Below are 25,991 nucleotides of genomic sequence, written 5' to 3'. Positions count from 1 at the left end.
TCAGCCTTACAGATTGCTCAACCCGATCGATTTGATCACGGGTGCCAGGCTGGCCGTCGTCGCGTCGATGATGCGCTGGAATTTGTCGGGACTCGAATCGCTGTCCGGCTCGATGCCCTGCGCACGGTAGCTTGCCTGAAGCGCCGGATCGGCCATCGCGACACGCGTCGCCTGTGCGATCCGGTCGATGATGGCCTCGTCGGTGCGTCTGGGCGCGAAGATGCCGAACCACCCCTCATAGCGGAGATTCGGCATGCCGGATTCGACGGCTGTCGGAATCTCCGGTGCACCGCTCAGCCGCTTCTCGCTGGTAACCGCCAGCAGCCTGACTTTGCCGGCCTCGCTCAGTTGCTTCAACTGGTCGGACATGACGCCGATGACGAGCGAGATCTGCCCACCGGCGAGGTCATTGGTCGCCTGCGAAATGCCCCGATACGGCACGTGGACCATGTCCAGCGCGCCGGCCTGCTGCTTGAAGGATTCGCCGACCAGATGATTTCCGGTGCCGATGCCGGGCGTCCCGTAAGACAGCTTTCCCGGATTGGCTTTCGCGTAGGCGATCAGCTCACGCAGATCCGTGGCCGGCACCGACGGATGGACCGCGAAAACCAACGCAGTGCTGATCAGGCGATAGATGGCGCGGAAATCGCCGACGGAATAACCGGGATTTTTCGAGGTCAGGGGAATGATGACCTGCGTGCTGCCGTTGCCGAGCAGCAGCGAGTAGCCGTCGGGCTCCTCGCGCGCGACCGTGGCAGCTCCGATCGCGCCGCCCGCACCGCCGATATATTCGACGAAGGTCGGTCCGAGCAGCGACGACATCTTGTCCACCCAGGGACGCCCGATCTGGTCGCCTGCTCCGCCGGCTCCATACGGAAGCACCAGGCGAATGGGACGCGACGGGTAATCTGCGGCTTGTCCGCGGCGCGGAAGGGCGGTCAGCGCCGCTGCGCCTGATAACGCATGGACGACCTGTCGCCGCGAGTAGGAGGGCATATCTCAATTCCGGAAGCGGTAGTCATTGTCGAGGCGGGACCGGCTCCCGACCGTCCCATCGCAGCAATTCTCGACCGCCGTCAATGCTCCATCCGGCTGAGAGCCAGGCATCTTCGCCACGACAAAGCGACCTAAGTCATTCCCTTTAAAGTACTATTTGAGGATCGCGCGACCCAAGCTGCTCACGCAGGGCTGCCAGACCTGCCCACGCCTTTCGGCCAGTTTACTGTACGCTTCGTTCTGATAGACCAGAAAGAAATACCTTTAGACTCCCGTCGCGGGGGCAATGGCGCGTGCCAGCTCATACTAACGAAGACTCGGCCATTTCATTTGGGCCATTTCGGCTGTTTCCAAAGTCGCGGCTCCTGGAGAAGGACGGCGCGCCGCTTCATGTCGGCGGCCGGGCGCTCGACATTCTCATCTTCCTGGCCGAACGCCCCGGCGAAGTCGTCGACAAGCGAGAGCTGGTCAAGCGCATCTGGGCCGACGTCAATGTCGACGAGGGCAGCCTGCGCTTCCACGTCGCAGCGTTGCGCAAGGTGCTCGGCGATACCGGCAAGTCGGCCCGCTATGTCGTCAACGTCCCCGGCCGCGGCTATTGCTTCGTCGCCTCGCTCGCCCACGTGGCCCCGCCGGTCGCGCAGCCTGCGCCTGTTACCGTCGACATCGCGTCCCTTCGCTCCCTGCCCATTCAGCTTGCGAAGATGGTCGGACGCGAGGAGGTCATCGAGAAGATCTCGAACGGACTGTCGCTCTATCGCTTCATGACCGTGGTCGGTCCGGGCGGCATCGGCAAGACCGCGGTCGCCGTCACCGTCGGGCATCGCCGCTCGGCTGATTTCGGCGGGCGCGTGTTCTTTGTCGACTTCGGTCCGCTCCGGGATTCCAGCCATATCGCAACGACCATCGCCTCCGCGCTCGGGCTGACCATCAGCGCGGAGGATCCGACGCCGGCCCTGCTGACATTTCTGAAGACCGGCCCCGCCTTGCTGATCTTCGACAGTTGCGAGCATGTGCTGGACGCGCTCGCTCCCCTCGTCGAGCGCATCGTTCGCGACGCGCCGCAGCTCCGCGTTCTCGCGACCAGCCGCGAGTCGTTCCGGAGCGAAGGCGAGCGCATCTTCCGGCTGTTCCCGCTGGATTGTCCGCCGGAGCGCGAGGATTTGAGCGTCGAAGAAGTCCTCGGCTATCCCGCGGCCCAACTCTTCGTGGAGCGTATCGCGCAAAGCTCGGGTGCGTTCCAGCTCAGCGCGGAAGAGGCCCCGCTGGTCGCAAGCATCTGCCGGCGGCTCGACGGCATCGCGCTCGCAATCGAGCTCGCGGCGGGCCGCGTCAATGCCTATGGCATCGCGGGCACGGCCTCCCTGCTCGACAGCCGCTTCTCGCTGCAATGGCGCGGACGGCGCACCGCCGTGCCGCGGCATCAGACGCTCGCCGCTGCGCTCGACTGGAGCTACGATCTCCTGCCCCCGGCCGAGAGCGCCACCTTGCGGCGATTGTCGGTCTTCGCCGGTCCCTTCGCGCCGGAGGCCGCTGCCACGGTTGCGGCCGGCGACGGCCTGAGCGTCTCGGACACCCTCGAGGCGATCGACAGCCTGGTGACCAAATCGCTGATCTCACCGTCGGGCTCGCGGACGCTGCGCTACCGCCTGCTCGACACCACGCGCACCTACGCGCATGGCAAGCTCAACGAGCTCGGTGAAACCAGGCAGGTCGCGCGGCGCCACGCCGAGCATTTCCGCGACTTCTTCGCGCGCGCCGAGGCCGATACATCGACACCGCTGCCGGAATGGCTCGGCATCTACGGCGCGGAGCTGGACAATGTGCGCACGGCGCTGGACTGGGCCTTCGCGCCGGACGGGGACGCTGCGCTGGGAATTGCGCTGACGGCGGCCGCGGTCACGCTGTGGGTGCGCCTTTCGCTGTTCGCCGAATGCCGCGAGCGCGCCCGAACGGCCCTCGCGGCGCTCGGAGACACCGGCGACGACCGCATCCGCATGCAGCTGCTGTCGGCGCTCGGCTGGTCGCTGATGTATGGCGAGGGCCGCGCGCGCGAGGCGCGCCCGATCCTCGAGACCACGCTTGAGCTCGCCGACAGGCTCGACGACAAGGATTTCCGCCTGCGCGCGCTGTGGGGCCTGTGCATCGACCAGTTCAACAACGGGCAGTTCGGCAAGGCACGCGCGCTGGCCGATCGTTTTGCGAACGCCGCGGCGAACTCGCCCGACAGGACCGATCCCATGCTGGGCGACCGGCTGATGGCCGTCGCGCTGCACTATCTTGGGGACCAGAACGATGCGCGGCTGCGCATCGACCGGGTGAACGCTTCGCTGCATGTGCTGGCGGAGAAGCCAAAAATCTTCCCGCTCGACCTGAGAATATCCACGCAATATTTCCGGGCCCGCATCCTGTGGCTGCAAGGCCTCACCGACCAGGCCCAGGCGCTCGCGGCCAGAAACATCGAGGAAGGCCGCGCCAACGGCCACGCGCTGACCTTCTGTAGCGTGCTGGGACAGGCCGCCTCTCCGATCGCATTCTGGTCCGGCGATTTCGACGCTGCCGAGCGCCACGGCACCGAGCTGCTCGAACACACCGAGCGCCATGCCATCCGGGTCTGGGGCCTGTGGGCACGCGCCTTCAACGCGGCGGTCATTGCGAGGCGTGGTGACGTCGCGGCCGGCCTGCCGTTGCTGCGCGAAGAGCTCAATCGCGCCGGCGACGCACGCTTCCTCCCGCGCTTCCTTCCGCTGCTTGGCGAGCTTGCCGCATGTTCCGGAGAGGCCGACCAGGTCGACCGAGGCCTCGACGTGATCGAGGACGCCCTGACCCGCTGCAACGACCGGCAGGAGCTGTGGTATCTGCCGGAGCTGATCCGCATCAAGGGAGAATTGATGCTAAGGAGCGCGCGAAATTCCGAGGGCGCCGAGGCGCACTTTCGCGAGGCCATGGTCATGGCCGCCCAGCAGGGCGCGCGCTTTTGGGAATTGCGCTCCGCAGTCAGCCTCGCGCGGCTCATGATATCGGCCGGCCAGACCGCCGAGGCTCTGTCCGTTTTAAGGGATGTCTTGGGGTCATTCACGGAAGGCGCCGACATCGCCGATATCCGTAGCGCGCGCGGTTTGATCGCGCAGCTGCGGAGCTGACACGTCTTCCGGCGCCGATTCATTTGGCCCGCGGAATGAATCCGGGCACACCGGTCTCCACCACCGTATTGAACCTGACATTCGTCGAGATTTCGTCCCGCATCTGCCGCATCGCGTCTTCGGGCAGGGCCGAGATGTCGAAATTCTCCTGGATTCGCCCGGGATTTGTCGAGGTCGTCAGGAACGCCGTGCCGCGCTGCACGGCCCATGCCAGGGCGACCTGAGCCGGCGTCTTGTGCACGCGCCGCGCGATCGCCGTGATCACAGGGTCTTCCAGCACGCGCGGCTCCATCGCATGTCCGAGCGCCGCGAATGCCTGGAGCACGATGCCGTGCTCGCGGCAGAACTCAAGCAATTCCCATTCGGGGAGATACGGATGCGCTTCGACCTGCACCATGGCAGGTCTGATCCGCGCGACGGCAACGATCTCGCGCAGCTTCTCCAGCGTGATGTCCGACAGGCCGATGGACTTGCAGTGCCCCTCGTCAACCAGGCGCTCCAGCGCGCGCCATGTCTCCACCAACGTCACGCCTGTATCGTAGATGACCCGGCCGTTCGCGTCCCGCGGGTCCTGATCGTCGCCGGACTGAAAGGCAAAGGGCGTATGGATGATGTAGCAGTCGATGTCGTCGAGTTGCAGCCGCCGCCGGCTCGCGTCGAACGCGGGCTTGACCCGCTCCGGCCGATGATTGGTGTTCCATAGCTTCGTCGTCACGAACAGGTCCTGGCGCTGAAGCTTGCCCGCCCTGAACGCATCCTGCATCGCTTCGCCAACAGCCGCCTCGTTGCGATAGCGCTCGGCACAATCGAAATGTCGAAATCCGGCCTCCAAGGCGGCGCTGGTGGCCTGCCTGGTCACGAGCGGGTCGGGAATGAGCGTGCCAAATCCCACCGCGGGAATCGCTCCGGACCCATGCGTGGGAATCCTCGTGTAGCGAAGTGAATCGGAGTTGGTCATGCTGATATTCCCTTGTTGATCGGTCGCCGACGCTGCGGACGAAACGATCGAGGTTGCGGATGCAGTCTCATGTTGCGACTTCCCGGCGCTAGCCGGCGGGACGCGGCTTACGGAGAAAGAAAACGAGCGGGATCACGACGAGCATGGCGAACATCAGGATCTCGAACTGATCGATGACCGCGACCGTGGCCGCTTGTCGCGTGACCATGCCGTTGAGGGCGGCAAGGCCTGGTTTTCCAATTAAACCGGCAGCGTTGGTTGCGACCCGGAAAGGTGTGAGATGCTTGGCGAGCGCGACGTGCACAGCCTGGGTGTTGGCGTAGAAGAAGAGCTGGACCACCGCGATGCCGATGGTGCTGCCATAAAGGCGCGACAGGTTGATCAGCGCGCTGCCTTCCGGGCGAAGCTTTGGATCGAGCGTGCCGAACGCGGCCCTGGCGAGCGCCGGCAACAACATGCCGATGCCTGCGCCCTGGAGGAAACCGGCCTCGACCACCGGCCGCCAATCCATCGCGGGCGAGTAGCCGAGCATTAGCCAGTTGGCATAGACCACCAGTGCCATTCCCCCCATCAGGAACGGCCGGTAGTCGACCTGCCCCGGAACAAGGCTCGTCAGCACCAGCGCTCCCACCAGCGCCACGCCGCGCGGAATGGTCATGTAGCCGGTGGTGTCGACGGGGTAGTTGAGCAACTCCTCCAGCATCGGCGACGTCAACGCCAGGGTCGGCAGCAGGACGAATCCGAGCGCGAAGGAGATGACGGTCGAGAGGACGAGATTGCGATCGCTGAACAGCGCCGTGCGAAGAAAATGCTCTTTCTTCGTCAGAACATGCACGATGAACAGATAGAAACCCAGCACCGAGGCGGTCGCTTCGACCCAGATCTCCGTCGAAGCGAACCATTCGAGACGCTCGCCGCGATCAAGCAGCATCTGCAGCCCGATCATGCCGACGGAAAAGGTCGTCAGGCCGAAGAAGTCGAAGGACTTGCTTCGCTCCGCCCGTTTCTCGCTGAGCAGCGGGGCCATCGTCAGGAAGACGAATGCCGTCATCGGCAGGCTGACATGGAAGATCGACGGCCAGCCGTAATATTCGCTGAGCCAGCCGCCGATGGCGGGGCCGGTACTGATGCCGAGCAGGGAGCAGAAGGTCCACGCCAGACTCATGCGCGCATGCCGCGGCGTCGGTGTCACCTCGAGCAGGATCGCCAGCGAGAGCGGCGCGAGCGGTCCGCTCGCCGCGCCCTGGAGAATCCTGGCCAGCACGAACTGGACCGAATTCGTCGCCAGCGTGTCGAGCACGAGACCGAGCGCGAAGATGGCGAGGGCCGTTTGATAGACCGCCTTCCGGCCATAGCGTCCCGCGAGCCACTGCGTAATCGACATGGTCACGGCGCTTGCCGCGATATAGGAGGAGAACACCCAGCCGACCTCGTCATTGGCCATCGAGAGCGTCGCCTGGATGTGCGGCAGGGCTGCGTTCGGCACGGAGATGTTGACCGCTTGCATATAGGTCGCCAGTAGCGCCGCCGCGGAGATCGCGTGGTGACCGCCGGCCGCAGCGGTCGATGGGAGGGGCGTACTCATTTTCCCTCCGTCGCGAGCGCGGGTTGGAGCAGATGCAGCCAGCTGCGGCGATGGCCGGTGTCGACGCGCGCGGTCACACTGATGCCGGAGAATAGCGGCCGGGTCGGATCGCGATCGTCGAGTTCGAGGCGCACCGGCAGCCGCTGCACGACCTTGACCCAGTTCCCGGTCGCATTCTCCGGCGGCAGCAGCGAAAAATCCGACCCGGTGCCGGGACTCATGCTGACGATATGCGCCTTGAACTTGCGATCCGGATAGGCGTCGACGTCGATCGTCGCCTGCTGGCCCGGCTGCATATTGGTCAGGCCGGTCTCGCGAAAATTCGCCTCGATCCAGACGTCCCGGCTCGACATCAACGAGAACGTGGCCGTCCCCGCATTGACGAAGCCGCCGATCTGCAAATCGTCGACCTTGGTCACGATACCGTCGTCGGGCGCCCTCACCGTGGCATAGGAGAGATCGAGCCGTGCACGGTCGAGCTGCGCCCTGGCCGCGCGGACCGTCGGATGGCGATCGGCATCGATATCGGGATCGCCGTTAAGCGCGACGACCGTGTTGGCGATCTGCTGCTCGATCGACGCCGCGCGATGGCGGGCGACCTTCATATCCGTCTCGGCCCGCTCATAGACTGCGCGCGGCGTGAAGTCGGAGGCGACCAGCATCTTCTTGCGGTCGAACTCGCGCTCGTCGAACGAGGCCGAGTCCTTCGCCGATTGCAGTTCCGCCTGCTGCTGGCGGTAGGTCGCCTTGAGGGAGTCGATCTGGAGCCGCGCGCTCCCGAGCCGCGCCTCGGCCTGATCGACGGCGATCTGGTAGGGCTCCGGGTCGATTCGAAACAGCACCTGGCCCTGCCGAACGCGCTCGTTGTCGCGCACGGCAATCTCGACCGCCTGGCCCGACACCCGCGCGTTGATGGTCACTTTCGCGGCACGCACGAATGCGTCGTCGGTCGCGACGTATTGTTCCTGCGCCAGATACATGAAGGCGCCGACCACGGCAGCCGCGGCCGGCACCAAGAGCATCAGGGGTCGGCGCAGCCGCCTCGCAAGATCCGCTCCGAGCAGCGGCGCAGCAGCCTCGCTCCCGCGGAGGCTCCTGCGATCGCTCAGCCAGCCGGCGATTGGCGCAAGGTTCAAACCCATCGTCCTCGTCCCTATCTCATTTACTAACGTTCGTTACAAATATTGCACTCCGACGCGGCGATCAAGGTGCCGCCCATTGATTTTTATAACGATCCATACAAATATATGTGTGGAACATGGCAACCGGGATCATGGCGATATGGCACGGAAGAAGAGCGAGACGGGTTCGGCGCGCCGCGGACGGCCTCCCGCCTACGACGCAGAGACGGCCCTCAAGCGGGCCACGGAGACGTTCTGGCGGACCGGCTATTCCGGCACATCCCTGGACAAGGTCGCCGCCGCGACCGGCATGAGCCCACCGAGCCTCTACGCGGTGTTCGGCAACAAGCACGCGCTCTATCTCGAAGCGCTCGCGCGCTATTGGGAGATGAGCCTTGCCGCAACGCGCGAGGCCCTTGCGGGAGAGCACCCCCTGGACGAAGCCTTGGTGCTGGCCTATGAGGCGGCGTTGTCGATCTATTTCTCCGGCAAGGGACATGTGCGCGGCTGCTTTGTGGTCGGGACCGCAGTGACCGAGGTCGCGGAAGATGCGGCGATCCGGAAAAGCGTTGCAACGGGACTTCGGGCGATTGACGCCGATTTCGAGGCGCGCTTCCGCCGCGCACAAGACAAGGGCGAGCTGAAGCCCGATGCCGATCCCGCGACACTCGCGATCCTCGCCTCGGCCACGATGCATACCATCGCGATCCGGGCTCGCGCCGGCACTTCTCGTACCGACCTAAGCGCGATTGCCCGGAAAGCGGTGAAAGTGATCTGCGGATGACGGTGAGATCGATGATCTCGCGGGCTTTGATCATGGCTCTCCCCGCCACCGCGCAGCGCGGGTCTAAAGCGCGATGAGATTGGGATGAATCGTCATCGCGCTTTAGGTTGTTGCTTGCGCATGATCTTTTCGGAAAACCGCTTCGCACTTTTCCGGATCATGCTTTAGCCTCCCACAGCGCTTGCGCGCCGCGGCAGCTTCCAGTCGGGCCGGATGAAGTGGCAGGTGTAGCCGTCCGGATAGCGTTCGAGATAATCCTGATGCTCCGGCTCGGCCTCCCAGAACTCAGCTGCGGGCGCGACCTCGGTCACCACCTTGCCGGGCCACAGGCCCGATGCCTCGACGTCGGCGATGGTGTCTTCGGCGACCCTCTTCTGCTCATCGTTGGTATAGAAAATCGCGGAGCGATAGCTGGTGCCCCGGTCATTGCCCTGCCGATTGAGCGTGGTCGGATCGTGGATCTGGAAGAAGAACTCCAGCATGGTCCGGAAGCTCGTCTTGTCAGGATTGAAGACGATCTCGATGGCCTCGGCGTGGCCCTCATGGTTGCGGTAGGTTGCGTTCTTCACCGCACCGCCGGTGTAACCGACGCGGGTGGAGATCACGCCTGGCTGCTTGCGGATCAGATCCTCCATGCCCCAGAAGCAGCCTCCGGCTAGCACTGCGCGTTCCGTCGTCATGTGATGTGCTCCATGTGATCAGTCGAGATGCCCGCCGCCCTGCGGCGCAGCTGCATTGAGGCGCGGGTCATCATGATCGTCGTGATATTCTAGGCCAAGAGGCCCGATCGCGGAAACCTGTGTGACGTATTCGCCTGATTTCGCCCAGTGAAAATGCCAGGTCTCGCCGGGCAGCACGATGACGCTGCCCGGTGGATAGGCCCTCACCTCGTCGCCATCAAAACTCTCGCCGAGCCCGATATAGAACACACCCGACATCACCGTGTAGATGCGGTCCTCCGGATGCTTGTGCGGCATCAACCTGGTGCCGCCGGGCACCTTGACCCGGACCACATAAGGTCCGGGCTCACTGGGATGACCGACCATTACGGCGAGCCGCGCGCCCGGCGGGAAAGCGGGGAACGGCTGCCATGCGACGTCCTCGGGCAAAATCGCCCGGAACCTGTCTTCATCCGGCTGATGCTGGCGAGGCATGGTACCGCTCCCTGCGTTTGATCAAGTCAGCTTGGCGTCGAGCGTGATCGCGGCGTTGAGCACCTTCGACACCGGACAGTTCTTCTCCGCCTCGCCGGCAATCTTGGCGAAACCAGCGTCGTCGAGATTCGGCACTTTGGCGCGCAAGGTCAGCGCCGACTTGCTGATCTTGAAACCCTTGCCTTCGGGCTCGAGGGTGACGGCGGCTTCCGTCGAAAGCTCATCCGGCGTGAAACCTGCCATCTGAAGGCCGAAGGCCAGCGCCATGGTAAAGCACCCGGCATGGGCCGCCGCGATCAACTCCTCGGGATTGGTGCCCTTCTCGTTCTCGAAGCGGGTCTTGAACGAATAGGGCGTCTCGGCGAGCACGCCGGATTCGCTCGAAATATGGCCAGTGCCGTCGCGGCCCGTGCCCTTCCAGACTGCTGTTGCCTTGCGGATCATCCTGGTTCTCCTTGCTTGTTTTCAACACCGGCGCTCCGTACCGGTGGAAGGCGACATCGGCGTGACCGCCTGTCGCCGTTCCAACCGGTCGAACGCCGCAACGGTTCCGCTAGCTGCCGATCTGCCCGACGTGGAAGCCGAGCCGGTTCTCGACGTCGCCGGCGCGGTGGAAGCCGCGCGCCATCAGCGCCTTGATCCGGGTCTGGGCGGCGGGACGGCCGAGCGCGGCCAGGAACGCGTCCCACTCTGGCTTGATCTCGTCATCCGGCGGCAGGCTTGCGACATCGACGAGGCGCTTGGTCTCGGCGATCGCCTCCTTGTCGAACGAGGCGATGCGCATCGCGAGCGCCTCGACGAAACCGTCGAGCTCGGCATCCGGCAGCGAACGGTTCACATAGCCGTAACGCTCGGCAAGATCGCCGTGGATGTCATCGGCGCCGAGCAGCACTTCGAGCGCGCGGCCGCGACCCATCAGGCGGGGAAGGCGCGCCATCGGCCCGCCACCGGGCACGAGGCCCGCGCCTACTTCCCATTGCGACAGGATCGCCTTCTCGCGGCTGGCAAAGCGCATGTCGCTGGCGAGCGCGACCTCGCTGCCGACGCCGGTGGCGCGACCACGGATCGAGGCGATGGACACAACCGGCGCGCGGCTGAGGCGCACCAGCATGTCGGGCAACGCCTGGAGACCGGTCGGTCCGGGCGGAACGTTGAGCGAGTCCTCCAGCGGCGCGAGGAAATCGTAATGCGTGATGAAGAATCCTTCGACGGCGCTGTCGAACACGACCACCTTCACATCCGGATCGGTTTCGATCTTCGTAATGATTTCGTTGAGCTGCGGGAGATGCTTCGGGCCAAAAATGTTGACCGGCGGCATGTCGAAGGTGACGCGCCAGTATGACGGCAGGCGGCGCTCCAGGTGGATATCTTCGGTGGTGAAGGTGCGTTCGGGGCGGTTCATGGTTTCACTCCTGATATGTGTGGATCTCAGATCGACTGGCGCAGCGGGCGAAATGCGGTGCGCATTTCCGCGGAGAACAGCGCGGGCTGTTCCCAGGCCGCGAAGTGTCCGCCCTTGTCGAGGCGGTTGTAATGCATCAGCCTGGGATAGGCCTTTTCGGTCCAACTGCGCGGCGCAGCGTAGATTTCGTCCGGGAAGACGCTGACGGCGACCGGGATCTTGATGTGCTTGGGCTCGAAGAACACCAGCTTGTTCTCCCAGTAGAGCCGCGCCGACGAGACCGCCGTGTTGGTGAGCCAATAGAGCGTGATGTTGTCGATCACGTCGTCGCGCGACAGCCCTTCCGTCTTGCCGTCGAACACCCGCGCGATCATTGCCGCGCTGCGCGCATCGTGATCGAGCATCCACGACGCAAGGCCGGCCGGTGAGTCCACGAGGCCATAGAGCGTCTGCGGCCGGTTCGACATCTCGATCGCATAGCCGAGACCGTGCTTGTAGAAGTCGTCGAGCTGGTCGTAAGCAGTGCGCTCGTCGGCCGAGAGGTTCGCGGGACGTATTCCGCCGGGCTGAAGTGCCTTGGCGATATCATCGGGGACGGTTGCGGGCATATTGGTGTGAATGCCGAGCAATTCCGGCGGTGCGATCACCGCCATCTGTTCCGTGACAGCATTGCCCCAGTCGCCGCCTTGCGCGACGTAGCGGTTGTAGCCGAGCCGCTGCATCAGCACGATCCAGGCCCGCGCGATGCGCTGCGGATCCCAGCCGAGCGATGTCGGCTTGCCGGAAAAGCCGTGGCCGGGGAGCGAGGGAATCACGAGATCGAACGCGTCAGCCGCCTTGGCGCCGTGCGTGGTCGGATCGGTGAGCGGTCCGACGATCTTCATCTGCTCGATGATCGAGCCGGGCCAGCCATGCGTGACGATCATCGGCAGTGCATTCTCGTGGCGGGAGCGCACGTGGATGAAGTGGATGTCGACGCCGTCGATCTCGGTGACGAATTGCGGTAAGCTATTCAGCCGCGCCTCCATCTTGCGCCAGTCGTAGTCGTTCTGCCAGTAGCGCACGAGTTGCTGGACCGTCGTAAGCTGCACGCCCTGCGATTGGTCGGCGACGATCTCGCGATCCGGCCAGCGCGTCACTGCTAGGCGCCGACGCAGGTCGAGCAGATCCTCCTCGGGCACGTTGACATGGAACGGGCGGATCGCGCCGCTCGCAGCCGCCTTTGCCGGACGCAGCGGCAGCAGGCTCGCGACGCTGGCGGCAACCGCGGTCATGGCGGCCTGGCTCAGCAATTGACGGCGGTCGGGGTTGAGAATGTCGGTGCGTGCTTGCGTGGTCATTGTTGATCTCCCTTGCTCTGGTCGGCGGTGCTCACCGGGTTCGAAATCGAGACGTCGGTTCGTCGTGCAAGGAGATTGGCGCAGGCGCTTTCGATTTGCTCGTTATGGGTTGTTAGGGGGCGTTAGCCCTTGCGAGTCTGGGTGATCGCAGCGGCCGAGTGCTGCTTTACGACGCGCGCGACACAAAGCAGAACGGCGCGCGACGACCATGTCATCGCGCGCCGTGAGCGGGGAATGCCGCGACTTCAGGACGGCAGCGGCTGACCGGCCTGCTCACGCACGATGTAGTCGGCGTACCAGTCGGCCCAATTCTCGTCATGTCCTCCGGTCCGCTTCTCGTGCTCGCCATGCGCTGCCGCCGCGCGGCGCACCGCCGCGGCGAGATCGGCCGTTGAAGCGAATGTCGTGCCGTCGCCCGCGATGCGTCCGGGCAATCGCGCCGTGATCTCCTGGAACAGCCAGCCATTGCCGTCGGGATCGCTGAACGAGGCGAATGAGCTGTAGCTGCCGCGCTTGGGGTCAGCACCACTGACGCGCACGCTGCCGAACAGATATGGCTCGTCGGGTCCGGCGTGAACATCGCCGGCGCCGTGAAACGGCTCGCTGACCTCGACGCCGCGGTCGCGCAGATCTTGTCGTGCGGCCTCCAGATCGGAGACAATCAGGTACAACCCGCGCACCGAACCGGGCGCTGCCGCTGTGACGTTGTTGCCGAAGATCACCGAACAGGCCGAGCCCGGCGGCGTGAACTGGATCACGCGCCACGCGTCGCCGGAGGCAAAGTCGGCATCCAGCCGCCAGCCGAGTCGCGCATAAAACGCCTTGGCGCGGTCGACATCGGACACGGGTATCACGACGATCTCGAGCTTCATATCTACGCTGCGTGATGTCGAGGGCTTGGCCCGGGCGTCACGGTCGATTTCGAGTGTGGTCATGTCGGACTCCCGGATTTGAGTTGAAACCATTTCAAGCGGCGGACGGCATCACGATGGTCACCCGCGTGCCGCCCTGCCCCGCCTCGCCATGCAGCCGTGCCTGGATGCCGCGTGCGAGCCCTTCGAGGATACGGCTGCCGGTGCCCTGGAGCGGCGCCGTCGCGCCGATCCCGTTGTCGGCCACTGTGCAGACCCAGGCGCCATCGCGGTTCGCAACGTCGATGCGGATCAGCGCACCGTTCTTGTTCGGGAAGGCGTGCTTTGCCGCGTTCGTGACCAGCTCCGTCAGCATCAGCGCGAGGCGGTGGCATTGCGACGCCGGCAGCGTGCCGCTCCCGATCGCGGCCTCGCAGCGGATCCCTGCCGGCTCCAGCACCGCTTCGGAGATCGCCGCGCACAGATTTTCGAAGAAAGCCTCGACGGAGACCATCGATAGCTCGTCGTTGTCGGACAGGAGCTGATAGAGCCGGCCAAAGGCGACGAGGCGCCGCTCGAACCGGTCCACAGCCAGCGAGACGTCCTTGGTGCCTGCTCGCGTGAAATCGCGACGGACTGACGCACCCAGAAGTGTCAGCGTATTCTTCATGCGATGGTGGGACTCCCTCAGCACGAGCTCCCAATCACGCGACTGATCGTCAAGACTGGCGACGAATTGAGATCGAACGGCATTGCCGTCCGGCATCGAGCCAATAGCGGACATGATAGCCTCCCCGTTGGAATAGGACCTAACTCGGAAGCATAGTGGATGCGTCGCGCGCGTTTTGCTCGTTAGACGTTGCAAGATTCTGTTATGATCGGCGGCATCACACTTTCGCAGCCGACACCGGCACCGCGACCGTCAGGCACGCTGACAAATCGTGCCGATCACGCCGTAAACCGCTCGTGTTTAAGCAAAATTTGCGACGGATATTCCCCGCACGTTCGACAATCGCCACGCCATTTTGCCACTTTCGACCAGTTTACTCGTCGTCTCGGTCTGGTAGATCAGAGTACAGGCATCAGCCCTTTTCACTGGAACCCATTGACCCGTGGCGGACACTAGCGGCCAGGATTCGGCGATTTCCTTCGGGCCATTCCGGCTGGTTGCAAAGTCGCGGCTGCTGGAGAAGGACGGCACCCCGCTTCACCTCGGCGGTCGCGCGCTCGACATCCTGATTTTTCTCGCCGAGCGCGCAGGCGAGGTCGTGGACAAGCGGGAGCTGATCAAGCGGGTCTGGGCGGACGTGACCGTCGACGAAGGCAGTCTGCGCTTCCACATCACGACGCTGCGCAAGGCCTTAGGCGATGCCGGCGAAGCCTCGCGCTACGTCGTCAACGTCCCCGGGCGCGGCTATTGTTTCGCCGCCCCGCTGCTCCGCCCTGCACCGTCGGAAAGCCGGGCCAGCCTGCCTGCCGCTTCGCCCCATGCGCTGCCATCGCCGCTTGCAAGGATGATCGGGCGGGATGATGACGTCGAGAAGATTTCCGCCGAGCTCGGCCTGCATCGCTTCGTCACCATCGTCGGCCCCGGCGGGATCGGCAAGACCTCGGTCGCACTCGCCGTCGCCCACCGCGAGGTCGAGGCCTTCGGCGGCCAGGTCTGCTTCGTCGATTTCGGCGCGCTGACGGATGCCCGGCTCGTTCCCGGAACGATTGCGGCCGCGCTCGGCCTGACCGTGAATTCCGACGACCCGATGCCGGGCTTGCTGACGTTCCTGCGCAACCGGCGGATGCTGCTGGTGTTCGACAGTTGCGAGCACGTCATCGACGAACTCGCGCCGCTGGCCGAACGCATCGTCCACGAGGCAACCGAGCTGCATATCCTCGCCACCAGCCGCGAATCCTTTCGCACCGAAGGTGAACGCGTCCACCGGCTGTTTCCGCTGGATTGCCCGCCGGAGCGCGACGGGCTCAGTATGGCCGAGATCCTTGCCTATCCCGCAAGCCAGCTCTTCGTCGAACGCATTGCCGAGAGCTTGAGCGAATTCGAGCTCAGCGAGGAGGACGCGCCGCTCGTCGCCGAGATCTGCCGGCGGCTGGACGGCATCGCGCTCGCGATCGAACTCGCCGCCGGACGCGTGAATGCCTATGGCATTGCCGGGACTGCCTCGCTGCTCGACAGCCGCTTCTCGCTGCTGTGGCGAGGACGGCGCACCGCGATCCCGCGGCACCAGACCTTAAGCGCCGCGCTCGCCTGGAGCTACGATTTGCTGCCGGCCGCCGAAAGTGCGACTTTGCGCGGATTGTCGGTGTTCGTCGGGCCGTTCACGCTGGAGGCCGCGCTTGCCGTCGCAGCCTGCCAGGGCATCGGCGAGTCCGAGGCGGTCGAGGCGATCTCGAACCTGCTCTCGAAATCCCTGATCGCGACCTCGCCCGCGCAGCGGCGGCTGCGCTATCGCCTGCTCGACACCACCCGCGCCTTTGTCGGCGACAAGCTCGTCGAGAACGGGGAAGCGACCCGCGTCGCGCGTGCACACGCCCAATATTTCCGCGATTTCCTCCGCGACATCGCACTCAAATCCTCGGGGATGCGGAGCGCAGGCGGCTTTCTTCCCTATGCCGACCACCTTCCCAATGTGCGGGCCGCGCTGACCTGGAGCTTCTCGGACGGCGGCGACCGGACGATCGGCGTGGATCTGGCGGCGTCAGCCGCCCAGTTCTTCCTCGAGCTGACCTTGCTGACGGAGTGTTTTCGCTGGACGCAGCAGGCGCTGACCGCTTCCGACGCGAACACATTGGACAGCCGCCAGGAGATGAGTCTTCAGGCCGCGCTCGGCGTCTCCGTGATGTTCACGCAAGGTAATACCGAGGCGGTGCGGTCGGCGTTCACGCGCAGTCTCCAGCTTGCGCGGGAGCTTGAGGATTTGCACTGGCAGCTCTGGCTGCTGCGCGGCTTGCACATCTACCTGACCAGGGTCGGCGATTTTCACGGCGCACTCAGCACCGGCGAGCAAGGCGAGAGTGTTGCGCGCAAGCTGAACGATCCCGCCGCCGCACTGAACGTGGAATGGATGCTGGGCGTCGCGCATCATCTCATCGGCAACCAGGACAAGGCCGTGCGGTTCTGCCAAAGCGCGATGGTGGAAAATCCCGGCTCGCGGCGGCTGAACATCGGGCATCTCGGCTATGACGACCGGATCGTCGCGCTGGTGGCGCTCGCGCGCGGCCTCTGGCTCACGGGCCGGCCCGATCGCGCCGTTGAAGCCGCCAGATACACGGTGGGCGAGGCGGAGCTGCTCGAACAGCCGCTCACCCTCGGCATCGCCCTGATCTGGACCATCTACGTGTTCCTCTGGGTCGGTGACTGGGCCAATGCCGAAATCCTGATCGAGCGGCTGATCGATCATTCGGCGCGACACTTCCTCGGCCCCTATCATGCGGTCGGCATCGGCCAGAAGGGCAAGCTGCTGCTGCGTCGCGGCGACGTCGACGGCGGGATCGAGCATCTTCGCCGCAGCCAGGCCACGTTGTACGCCACGCGGCACCGGATCATGACGACGGTGTTTGCCACCGCACTCGCCGAGGGTCTCGCGGCGCAGGACCAGCTCGATGAGGCCCTGCGGACGATCAACGAGGCCATCGCCGAGATCCCCGATCACGGCGAATCCTTCGACATGCCGGAGATGCTCAGGGTCAGGGGCGACATCCTGGCACGATCGGGCAATGCCGCGGAGGCCGAGCATTGCTTGCAGAAATCGCTCGATCTGTCGCGGCGGCAATGCGCGCTCGGCTGGGAGCTACGAGGGGCGATCAGCCTCGGCCAGCTCTGGCGCCAGACCGGAAAAGCGCGCGAAGCGCACGACCTGCTCGCCCCGCTCGTCGCGCGCTACCAGGAGGGACTCCAGAGCCGCGATCTCGTAACCGCAAGGGAGCTCCTGGCCGCGCTGAATTGACAGCATCTTCAACGGGATACCGCCATCCCACCCGCTCGCAACTCCTAACAACTTCTAACACGCCAAGCCGCATCCGCCCCGCCATGGTGGTTGCACTTCACGGCAGATATGGCGGGACATGGCTCTTCTTGACGACGTAATCGATGCCAGCGGCGGTTTGGCCCGCTGGAATAGCTTGAACCGGTTCACGCTCCACTTGTCCGTCGGCGGAACGCTGTTCTCCAGCGCCGGGCATGCCAGAGAATTCAAGGATGTGACCGCGGAAGGCTCGACCCGCACGCAATCCGTCCGCTTCACCGGCATCACCGGGGGAGAACATTCGGGCTCCTTTCAACCGGACGCGATTACGATCGAAAGCCTGGATGGCGCGGTGCTGCGGACCTGGCGCAATCCGGGCCTCGCGTTTCCCGAAGCCAGTCCCCCCCCGCTTGCGGACGAACTGCATCTCGTTTTCTTCTGCGGCGTCGCGATCTGGAATTATCTGACGATCCCATTCCTGCTTGCGCATCCCGACGTCGTGGTCGAGGAACTCGCGCCGTGGCGCGAAGGCACCGAGACCTGGCGGCGGCTACGGGCGCAATTCCCCGCACACCTGATCACGCTCGCGCCCGAGCAGATCTTCTATTTCGACGAAAACGCGCTGCAACGGCGGACGGATCACGATCTCTTCGGGATGAAGGTCACACATTACTCCTGGGCTCATGACAGTTTCGGCGGCATCGTGGTGCCGACGCTACGGCGTGTGCAGACGCTACAGCCTGACGGAACCGTGATCGCCAAGCCGGTGCTGATGGACGTCGAGATTTTTGACGCGGTCTTCGAGTAGCGACGACGCGGTTTGCGGGCGGCGATAACTCTCCCTCTCAACGCCTAACACGACATAACGAGCTAACAGGCCGCGTTGAGCGCAGATTGGGTTTGCGGGCAACGAACGATGCTCGAACGAGACCCAGGCCGGCGCACCTCCATCACGATGGAGTGCGTCATCGCAGCAAACGCACTCAAGGAGGCAGTCATGAAAATATTGATGGTCATCACCTCGCACGACCAGCTCGGCAACACCGGACGCAAGACCGGCTTCTGGCTCGAAGAGCTTGCAGCCCCCTATTTCGTCTTCAAGGATTCCGGCGCCGAGATCACCCTCGCCTCGCCCAAGGGCGGCCGCCCTCCGCTGGATCCCAAGAGCAACGAGCCTGAGTTCCGCACCGACCTCACGCTGCGTTTCGAGGCGGACGCGGCCGCCGAAGCCCAGCTCGACAACACCGTGCGCCTCGACAGCGTCAGGCAGGAAGACTTCGACACCGTTTTCTATCCCGGCGGTCACGGCCCGATGTGGGACCTCGCCGAAGACAACAACTCGGTCAAGCTGATCGAGTCCTTCCTCGCCGCCGGCAAGACCATCGCCGTCGTGTGTCATTCGACCGGTGCGCTGCGCCACGTCAAGACGCCCGACGGTCAGCCGCTGGTGGAGGGCAAGGAAGTGACCGGCTTCACCAACGGCGAGGAAGAGGATGTGGGCCTGACCAAGGTCGTTCCCTTCCTTGTCGAGGACGAGATGCTGAAGCTCGGCGCCGTGTTCTCGAAGACGGCGAACTGGGGCGTGCACGTCGTCAGCTCCGGCCAGCTCATCACTGGGCAGAATCCGAGCTCGTCGGGCCCGGCTGCGCAGACGCTGCTGGCTGCCCTGGCAAAAAAGGCGAAGTCGGCCGCGTAGGCTGGAGTCAATTTTCTTGCGCGGTTGAATAGGCACGAGGGCCGAGCAGCCAGCGTCGAGACTTTCAGGTGGCCGGCTGGTCCAGCATCAGCCGTGCCTCCGTGAGATCGGCGGTCTCGAATCCCTCGGAGAAGCGGGCATAGGTTTCGGCGAGGCGTTCAAACGGATCTTGCGCGCCCAACCGATCCCGAAGCCGGGCCAGCGACATCTCGGTCCGCAGCCGCCAGGACAACGCGCCCTGTTGTTCGGCCAGCGCGGCCGACGCGGCGAGACTTGCTTCGGCAGCTTCGAGATTGCCGCCCTGCGCCTCGAGCTCTCCCCGCAAACGAAGCAGCTCGGGCATGTCGAAGCCTCCGCCGGCCTGCTCGACGCGGTCAATGGTTTCGCGCAGAACCTGAACGCCGTCCGTCAATCGTCCCAACGCGGCCAGCCCACGCGACAGATCCGCGGCGAACGCCGATGCATAGAGCTCGTAGCGATCCGCGTGCAGACGCGGAAGCGCGCTACCCAACAGGTCGATGCCATCAGTCGCCTCGCCGCGGGCGATCATGGTCTGCGCCCGAAAGCCGGTCGCGACGGCCTCGTAGGGAACGAGTCCATGCATGCTCGCATGCGCGGCCAGACGGCCGGCCATGGTCTCGACGGCCGACCAATCCCCGACCCAGCCGAACACCGAGGCGGACCAGCATAGCGCGATACAATGCATGACCGCGTCGCGCGGCGCCGAGGCGCCGACAAGCGGGCGGACATAGTCGAGCGCACTGTCGGGAAAGCCTCGCAGCCAAAGCACGCGCGCGAGCGGAATCTGCGGCGTGCGGGAATAGGCGAAATGTCCGGGTTGCGTTCCGCGCAGCGCGGCGGCGTCGCGTATGCCCTCGTCAAGATGGGCTTGCGCCTCTGCCTGGTCGCCGGCGAGATGATAGGACACGCCGAGCAGCGCCTTGCTGCCGGCGATACCCGCGGTATCGCCGATCAGGCGGGCAACCCGCTCGGCGTGACGTGCGGTCGGCACCAGATGACGGTAGCCGCCGGTGCGGCGATAGAACATGTTCAGCCGCGACAGCAGCCTGAACGTGTTGGCGTGGTCGGACAGCGCTTCCGCGACCTCCAGCCCGCGCCTCAACGCCGCTTCGGCCTGTTCGCTGTTGCGCTCGGTGAACATGAAGGCGTGGCCGAGCGTCGACTGGAGCTCGAGCTCCCATCTGCCGCCCCTGTCTGCGTCGACGAGCGTTGCGAGCGCGCGATCCGACCAGATGCGCGCCTCGTTCAGCAGATTGAGCTCGACAAACAGCCTTGCGCAGCTGCCGGCGAGCGGCACGCGCAAATCGGCGCCGTCATCCCTGGCGTAGCTCCATACCAGCGCGGCGCGGGCATCGGCGAGCAGGCCTGCGCGCTCCTGCGCACGTGAGGTCTGGTCGCTGCCGCCGAGCTCCGCCATGCCGGCTTCGAGCGCGGCTTGAAGATGGAGCGCGTGACGGCGCGCGATCGCATCCGCCTGGCCGCCATCGGTCAGCTTCTGCATGGCATAGGCGCGCGTGGCATCCAACAGGCGGTAACGCCGCGATGCGCCGTCCGGCTGCGTCGACACCAGCGACTTGGCCACGAGCTGCTCCAGCGCGTGGACGACGCAATCCTCCGGCGTCGCCTCTTCAGTCGCAACGGCTATCGCGCCCTTTAACGTGAAGTGACCTGCGAAGACGGCGAGCCGCTGAAACACGATCCGCTCGTCTTCGCCGATCAGGCCATAACTCCAGTCGAGGGTGGCGCCGAGCGTCTGTTGTCGCAACGGGGCCGTTCGCCGCCCGCGCCACTCGAGCTGGAGCCGGCTGTCGAGCAACGTCGCCATCTCGCGCAGTCCGTAGAGACCGACGCGCGCGGCGGCAAGCTCGATCGCGAGCGCGATGCCGTCGAGTTTGCCGCAGATCCGGGCGAGGATTTCCGCATCGTCGTCCGTGATGACGTCCCGATGTCCCGCCGCGACGGCGCGATCCACGAATAGACGTGCGGCGGGATAGGTCAGCACCTCGCGGGCGCCGAGACAGGTGTCCTGCGGCGGGCCCGGCAGCGGAACGAGCTCGAAAATCTGCTCGCCCTCCACCAGCAGCGATTCACGGCTGGTCGCGAGGATGGCTACGCCAGGCGCCTCGCGGTAAATGTTCTCCGCGAGGCGCGCGACCTCGTCGATCACGTGCTCGCAGCTGTCGAGAATGAGAAGCAGCCGCCGTCCGCGCAGGAAGTTGATGATGCTGCCCGAGGGATCGTCGTGATGCACGACGAGGCCCAACGTGGCAGCGACCGTGCTCGCAACCAGGGCGGCGTCCTTCAGCGGACCGAATTCGAGGAAATGGACGTTGCCCTCGAACGTATCGCACATCTCGTGCGCGAGCGCGGTCGCAATCGTGGTCTTGCCGATGCCGCCTGGCCCTCGCAGCGTGATGAAACGATCGCGGCGCAAGCGCGGCGCCAGCTCGGCGACGATCTCGTCGCGCCCCACCATCCGGTCCAGCCGGCGCGGCAAAACCGGTGATGGCACTGTCGTTTCGGACACGCGCGATCCGAGCGAGGGCGCCTCTGCGCGATCGCCACGCCGCACGGACGCGACGAAGCAATAGCCCCGGCCCGGAATGTTGGTGATGTAGCGGGCACCGTCCTTGCCATCGCCGAGCACCCTGCGCAGCTCCACGACATGGACCCGCAGGCTGATCTCCTCGACCGAAAGCCCGGACCACGCGTAGGCGAGAATTTCGCCTTTCGGCACCACTTCGCCGGCGCGGCTGACGAGCAGGCGCAGAATATCCATCGCGCGACTGCCGAGCTTGACCGGAACGCCGTCCTTTTCCAGCAGTCGCGAGCGAAGCGAAAACGGCCCGAACGAGACGGCATCGATATCCGGGAGCGTTCCGGCGCCGCTGCTGCGGGGGCCATGTCCTGCCGAGAGTTCGGTCACTTATGACTCATCATGACGACTGCCTCACCGAAACGCGGCGCGAATATACCCGGCACCGAGACGAGGTCCAGTGAAAGGCACCGCGCGATCTCACACCCGCGCATCGCTCAACACCTGTTGCAGCACGCCATCCGCAGGCTTGGCCGATCACGCAAATGCTTGAAAAATTGCGTAAAATCAGGCCTCCCTGCGACGGGCTGCCACACATGAGGCGCCCCACAAAAACTAACAGATCCTAATCATCGCTAACGGGCTTCCTGGCCAGCTCACGCCTATCCTCTGAACATGGGAAGCAGTGGGTTTGTGCGTTTGCCGGTTGTTGCAAACGGCGGCAAAGCCAGGAGAGGACGAGAGATGTTGACCGATTTGCAGGCGGCGCATGCCTGGATTGATTATCCGGCCGGCTCACGCGATCAGGAACTGCCTCATGCCACGCAGGCGATCACCCGGGAGAGCCAATGGCGCCGGATCGATCACGGCCCGGAGGCGGTCGCCGCGGACATCATTGTCTCGCGATGGGAAGATCCGCGAGGCGCCTCGTCGCACGAGGCGACAACGCCCGAGAATTGCTATTTCGTCGGCATCGCCCTGAAGCAGACGCGCGCGAAACTGACCCGGGATCGCCAGATCGTGTTCGACGGCACGATGCCCGCGGGATCGATGTATGTCAGTGCGCCGTCGCGACAGCTCGGAGTGCAGTTCCAGGCGCCCTGCGCCTTCCTGCACTTCCATATCTCCACAGATCATTTTCCGGCGCAATTTTCAGGGACCGATGGACTGAACGACATCGTCCTGCTGCGCGATCCGCTCGCGGCGCAGCTTGCCCGGGCGCTGATCGCGCGTGGCGACGCCGCGGACCACCGGTTTACGCGCTGCATCGGCCAGACCCTCGCCGCGCATCTCACCCGGCTGGAGCCGCCGCGCGCCAAGGTCAATGCCTTGCCGAAATGGCGGCTGCGGCGCGTCGAGCAGCACATCGCCGATCATTTCGACCGCTGCATTAGCCTGTCCGAACTCGCCAATGTCGCGGGCCTGTCGCGCATGCACTTCGCGGCGCAGTTCCGAGCCGCGACCGGCTATCGCCCTCGCGAATATCTGCTCAATCACCGGATCGAACACGCCAAGACGCTGCTTGCGACGAGCGGGCGGCCGCTGGCCGAGATCGCGCTTGCCGTCGGCTTCAGCACGCAGGCGCATTTTTCGACCGTGTTCAAGCGCATGAGCGGTCAATCGCCGGCACGCTGGCGCTTCGCCAGCAAGGGCGAGCGCGGTGAGGTCGAAGCATTGTCGCGGAGCCGGCCTGCGGCGGGCGGTGACTGGATCGCCAGCGCAGCCGCCTAGCCTGCCTTTAACGCAAGTACCCAGCCACTTGCGACGGCTCGCGCCCTTGTCCTCCCGGGCCTACGAGCCACTCGGGGCCGTCCTGCACCCACAGGCGGCCCCTTTTTTCATCCGGCTACAACCGTTGCTTGCTACACCGGATCGAACGCCCGGATCGGCGGCAGATTGCCGGTGAATTTCTCTACCTCGACCACCGTCAGCTGCCCGGTGCAACCCTGCGCGAAGGACGAGGTACCGATGTCGCGGGTGAGCACGTTCGGATTGCCGTGCACGCAGAGCGGGGCGTCATCCTCGGGGTCCATCGGGTCGTACCAGGCGCCTGTCGGCAGCTGCACGACGCCGGCTGCGATGTCGCCGGTGACGTGGACTGCGGCAAGACAAGCGCCGCGGTCGTTGAACAGACGGATGATGTCGCCGTCCTTGATGCCGCGCGCATCAGCATCAACCGGGTTCATGCGCGCGACCTCGCGGCCGCGATGCTTTGCGGCAAGCGAATGTCCGCCGAAATCGAGCTGGCTGTGCAGGCGCGTCACCGGCTGGTTGGCGACGAGGAAGCAAGGCGCACCGGGCTTCGGCATGTCGGTCTTCTCCAGCCAGACCGGATGTCCCGGGCAATCCGCATCGCCATGGCCCGCGATCTTCTGCGAAAAGATCTCGATGCGTCCGCTCGGTGTCGGCAGCGGATGCGCGACCGGATCCTCGCGAAAACTGCGCAGCCGGCCGCCGTCATCGGGCTGCTGCGGCACGACCAGGCTGCCGCGCTTCCAGAACTCGTCGAAGCTCGGGGCCTCCAGGCCACGCGCTTCGAGTGATGCGCGGGTCGGCTCGTAGAGATGTTCCAGCCACTCCCGCGACGTGCGGCCTTCCGTAAACGGTTCGCGGGCGCCGAGGCGGTCGGCGAGATCGGCAAAGATCTCGTAATCGTCGCGCGCAAGGCCAAACGGCTCGGCGATCCGGTGCATCGCGACCATCAGAGGATCGTTGCTGGAATAGCCGATGTCCTCGCGCTCCAGCGTCATCGTCGCGGGCAGCACGATGTCGGCATGCCGCGCTGTGGCAGTCCAGCCGAGATCATGCACGACGAACGTGTCGACTTTCGCAAAGGCCTTGCGCAGGCGGTTGATGTCCTGGTGGTGATGGAAGGGATTGCCGCCGGCCCAGTAGACCAGGCGGATGTCCGGATAGGTGCGCGTCTCGCCATTGTAGCGATAGGTGCTGCCGGGGTTGAGCAGCATGTCGGCAATGCGCGCGACCGGAATGAAATCGCGCACGCCGTTGCGGCCTTGCCCCAACGTCGGCCCCGGCACGTCGTTGACGCGACGGCCGTAATAGCCGATCGCACCCAGCGAATAGCCGTAGCCGCCGCCGGGAAGGCCGATCTGGCCGAGTGCGGCCGCGAGCACCATGCCCATCCACACCGGCTGCTCGCCATGCTCGGCGCGCTGGAGCGAATGCGAGACGGTGATCAGCGCGCGCTTTCCAGCGAGACGACGGGCGAGCGTGCGGATGGTGTTCGCACCGACACCTGAGATCGCGGCGGCCCATTCGGCACTCTTCGCCTGCCCATCACTCTCGCCGGTGAGATAGCGCAGGAAGACCGGCCAGCCCTCGGTGTAGCGATCGAGGAAGGCTTGATCATGCAGGTTCTCACTGACCAGCGTATGAACAATGCCGAGCATCAGCGCGGTGTCGGTGCTGGGCACGCAGGTCATCCATTCGGCGCCGGCCTCGACGGGCAGGTCTTCACGTAGCGGGCTGACGAGAATGAACTCGCAGCCGCGCCGGTGCGCCGCCGCCATGGCGTCGCGCTCGACATGCTTGCTGATCGAGCCACCGGCCACCATCGAGTTCTTCAGCGCCATGCCGCCGAACGCGAGCACGATGTCGGTGTTATCGGCGATCTGCTCCCAGGTGACGTTGCGCTTGGTGATGTCCTCGTAACCGCAGAGAATCTGCGGCAGCAGCACCGAAGACGCGCCCGAAGAGTAGCTGTTCACCGAACGCACATAGCCGCCCAAGGCGATGTTGAGGAAGCGATGCACTTGGCTCTGGGCATGGTGAAGGCGGCCCGCGCTCGACCAGCCATAGGAGCCGCCGAACACGGCGCCGGGACCGCTTGTGTCGCGGACGCGGCCGAGCTCGTCGCCGAGAAGATCGAGCGCTTTCTCCCAGCTGACCGAGACGAACTCGTCGCGGCCGCGGCGATTGTCCGGGCCGGGCCCGCGCTCGAGCCAGCCGCGGCGGATCGCCGGCTGAGTGATACGCGCTTGGTGACGGAGCGCGCCGGGGAAATTGTCGATGATGCCGTTCGGATTGGGATCGCCCGCATAGGCCCTCACCTCTAACCCGGCTTTGCCTTGACGCGCGGAAAACACACCCCAATGCGAGGTGTGGGGCTTGAAGCCGTCCGAGAGGTCGAGACCGGGGTCGGGGAAACCAATCGTATCGTCCATCGTCTGATCCTTGTCGTGGCCCGGGTCGACCCGGCCGCTCCCGTGTCAATTCGGGTGCCAGTATACCGATCCGCTCCCCGATGTCGTCGGGATCAGGGCCGGCGGAAATGCCGGTCCGTTGTGCAAGGACAGCTTGGTGAACGTTCGAGGAAACGATCGTGGGCGATTCTTCGAGCTACTTATACTTTTATTTTCAATATCTTACCGACCTGCATTCGCGACAGCGCGGTCCATCCTTCGGCGAGA

At 65.0% G+C, this 25,991-nt stretch carries 19 protein-coding genes; 6 read left to right on the top strand and 13 right to left on the bottom strand.

The window, feature by feature from the left end; genetic code table 11:
- Positions 1–6: 6 nt before the first annotated feature.
- Positions 7–996: a Bug family tripartite tricarboxylate transporter substrate binding protein gene (locus tag BMW89_RS02550; protein ID WP_092022374.1), complete on the bottom strand. Its 990-nt coding sequence runs from the start codon at positions 994–996 to the stop codon at positions 7–9.
- A gap of 293 nt (positions 997–1,289) precedes the next feature.
- Between BMW89_RS02550 and BMW89_RS02545 the strand changes: the two genes are divergently transcribed.
- The gene (locus BMW89_RS02545) at positions 1,290–4,139 is read left to right on the top strand and encodes an ATP-binding protein (RefSeq protein ID WP_092022372.1); all 2,850 of its coding nucleotides are present in this window, start codon (positions 1,290–1,292) and stop codon (positions 4,137–4,139) included.
- 19 nt (positions 4,140–4,158) lie between these two features.
- Here the strand turns inward: BMW89_RS02545 and BMW89_RS02540 are convergent, their stop codons facing one another.
- The 3 genes from BMW89_RS02540 to BMW89_RS02530 all read right to left on the bottom strand — a co-directional run bounded on the left by BMW89_RS02540 (position 4,159) and on the right by BMW89_RS02530 (position 7,824).
- Positions 4,159–5,097: an aldo/keto reductase gene (locus BMW89_RS02540; RefSeq protein ID WP_092022370.1), complete on the bottom strand. Its 939-nt coding sequence runs from the start codon at positions 5,095–5,097 to the stop codon at positions 4,159–4,161.
- 88 nt (positions 5,098–5,185) lie between these two features.
- Complete coding sequence (locus tag BMW89_RS02535; RefSeq protein ID WP_092022368.1) at positions 5,186–6,682, bottom strand: MDR family MFS transporter; 1,497 nt, start codon at positions 6,680–6,682, stop codon at positions 5,186–5,188.
- A complete protein-coding gene (locus BMW89_RS02530) occupies positions 6,679–7,824 on the bottom strand; it encodes an HlyD family secretion protein (RefSeq protein ID WP_092022366.1) in 1,146 nt (381 codons plus the stop codon). The genes BMW89_RS02535 and BMW89_RS02530 overlap by 4 nt, the downstream gene beginning before the upstream one ends.
- Before the next feature lie 139 nt (positions 7,825–7,963).
- Here BMW89_RS02530 and BMW89_RS02525 point away from each other — a divergent pair, with 139 nt between their 5' ends.
- Positions 7,964–8,587, top strand: coding sequence for a TetR/AcrR family transcriptional regulator (locus BMW89_RS02525; protein WP_177195783.1), 624 nt, complete (start codon positions 7,964–7,966; stop codon positions 8,585–8,587).
- A 164-nt stretch (positions 8,588–8,751) separates the two neighbouring features.
- On the opposite strand, the gene msrA is transcribed toward BMW89_RS02525, so the two are convergent.
- From msrA to BMW89_RS02490, 7 genes are all read right to left on the bottom strand, one after another.
- The gene (gene msrA, locus BMW89_RS02520; RefSeq protein WP_092022362.1) at positions 8,752–9,267 is read right to left on the bottom strand and encodes a peptide-methionine (S)-S-oxide reductase MsrA; all 516 of its coding nucleotides are present in this window, start codon (positions 9,265–9,267) and stop codon (positions 8,752–8,754) included.
- 18 nt (positions 9,268–9,285) lie between these two features.
- Positions 9,286–9,741, bottom strand: coding sequence for a cupin domain-containing protein (locus BMW89_RS02515; protein ID WP_092022360.1), 456 nt, complete (start codon positions 9,739–9,741; stop codon positions 9,286–9,288).
- A 21-nt stretch (positions 9,742–9,762) separates the two neighbouring features.
- Complete coding sequence (locus BMW89_RS02510) at positions 9,763–10,185, bottom strand: OsmC family protein (RefSeq protein WP_092022358.1); 423 nt, start codon at positions 10,183–10,185, stop codon at positions 9,763–9,765.
- Between the two features lie 109 nt (positions 10,186–10,294).
- Entirely contained in the window at positions 10,295–11,143 is an 849-nt protein-coding gene (locus tag BMW89_RS02505; RefSeq protein ID WP_092022356.1) for an enoyl-CoA hydratase/isomerase family protein, read from the bottom strand.
- A 26-nt stretch (positions 11,144–11,169) separates the two neighbouring features.
- The gene (locus BMW89_RS02500; protein WP_092022354.1) at positions 11,170–12,483 is read right to left on the bottom strand and encodes an epoxide hydrolase family protein; all 1,314 of its coding nucleotides are present in this window, start codon (positions 12,481–12,483) and stop codon (positions 11,170–11,172) included.
- A 245-nt stretch (positions 12,484–12,728) separates the two neighbouring features.
- Positions 12,729–13,418 carry a VOC family protein gene (locus tag BMW89_RS02495; RefSeq protein ID WP_092022352.1) on the bottom strand — a complete coding sequence of 230 codons (690 nt, stop codon included), beginning with the start codon at positions 13,416–13,418 and terminating at the stop codon, positions 12,729–12,731.
- Between the two features lie 31 nt (positions 13,419–13,449).
- Positions 13,450–14,118 carry a sensor histidine kinase gene (locus tag BMW89_RS02490; RefSeq protein WP_092022350.1) on the bottom strand — a complete coding sequence of 223 codons (669 nt, stop codon included), beginning with the start codon at positions 14,116–14,118 and terminating at the stop codon, positions 13,450–13,452.
- A 328-nt stretch (positions 14,119–14,446) separates the two neighbouring features.
- Here BMW89_RS02490 and BMW89_RS02485 point away from each other — a divergent pair, with 328 nt between their 5' ends.
- The 3 genes from BMW89_RS02485 to BMW89_RS02475 all read left to right on the top strand — a co-directional run bounded on the left by BMW89_RS02485 (position 14,447) and on the right by BMW89_RS02475 (position 19,004).
- The gene (locus BMW89_RS02485; protein ID WP_092022348.1) at positions 14,447–17,290 is read left to right on the top strand and encodes an ATP-binding protein; all 2,844 of its coding nucleotides are present in this window, start codon (positions 14,447–14,449) and stop codon (positions 17,288–17,290) included.
- Between the two features lie 118 nt (positions 17,291–17,408).
- Positions 17,409–18,116, top strand: a complete 708-nt coding sequence (locus tag BMW89_RS02480; protein ID WP_092022346.1) for a hypothetical protein — start codon at positions 17,409–17,411, stop codon at positions 18,114–18,116.
- A gap of 189 nt (positions 18,117–18,305) precedes the next feature.
- Positions 18,306–19,004, top strand: coding sequence for a type 1 glutamine amidotransferase domain-containing protein (locus BMW89_RS02475; RefSeq protein ID WP_092023335.1), 699 nt, complete (start codon positions 18,306–18,308; stop codon positions 19,002–19,004).
- 64 nt (positions 19,005–19,068) lie between these two features.
- Here the strand turns inward: BMW89_RS02475 and BMW89_RS02470 are convergent, their stop codons facing one another.
- Positions 19,069–21,951 carry an ATP-binding protein gene (locus tag BMW89_RS02470; protein ID WP_092022344.1) on the bottom strand — a complete coding sequence of 961 codons (2,883 nt, stop codon included), beginning with the start codon at positions 21,949–21,951 and terminating at the stop codon, positions 19,069–19,071.
- Between the two features lie 354 nt (positions 21,952–22,305).
- Between BMW89_RS02470 and BMW89_RS02465 the strand changes: the two genes are divergently transcribed.
- Positions 22,306–23,292 (top strand): helix-turn-helix domain-containing protein, encoded by a 987-nt coding sequence (locus BMW89_RS02465; RefSeq protein WP_092022342.1) that lies wholly within the window; start codon positions 22,306–22,308, stop codon positions 23,290–23,292.
- Between the two features lie 131 nt (positions 23,293–23,423).
- On the opposite strand, the gene BMW89_RS02460 is transcribed toward BMW89_RS02465, so the two are convergent.
- Positions 23,424–25,745: a molybdopterin guanine dinucleotide-containing S/N-oxide reductase gene (locus tag BMW89_RS02460; RefSeq protein WP_092022339.1), complete on the bottom strand. Its 2,322-nt coding sequence runs from the start codon at positions 25,743–25,745 to the stop codon at positions 23,424–23,426.
- Positions 25,746–25,991: the final 246 nt, after the last annotated feature.

The organism is Bradyrhizobium sp. OK095, assembly GCF_900109945.1.
In the GTDB taxonomy this organism is placed as follows: Bacteria; Pseudomonadota; Alphaproteobacteria; order Rhizobiales; family Xanthobacteraceae; genus Bradyrhizobium.
Note: the sequence above shows the minus strand (reverse complement) of the source record. Positions and strands in the feature narration are given on the sequence as shown.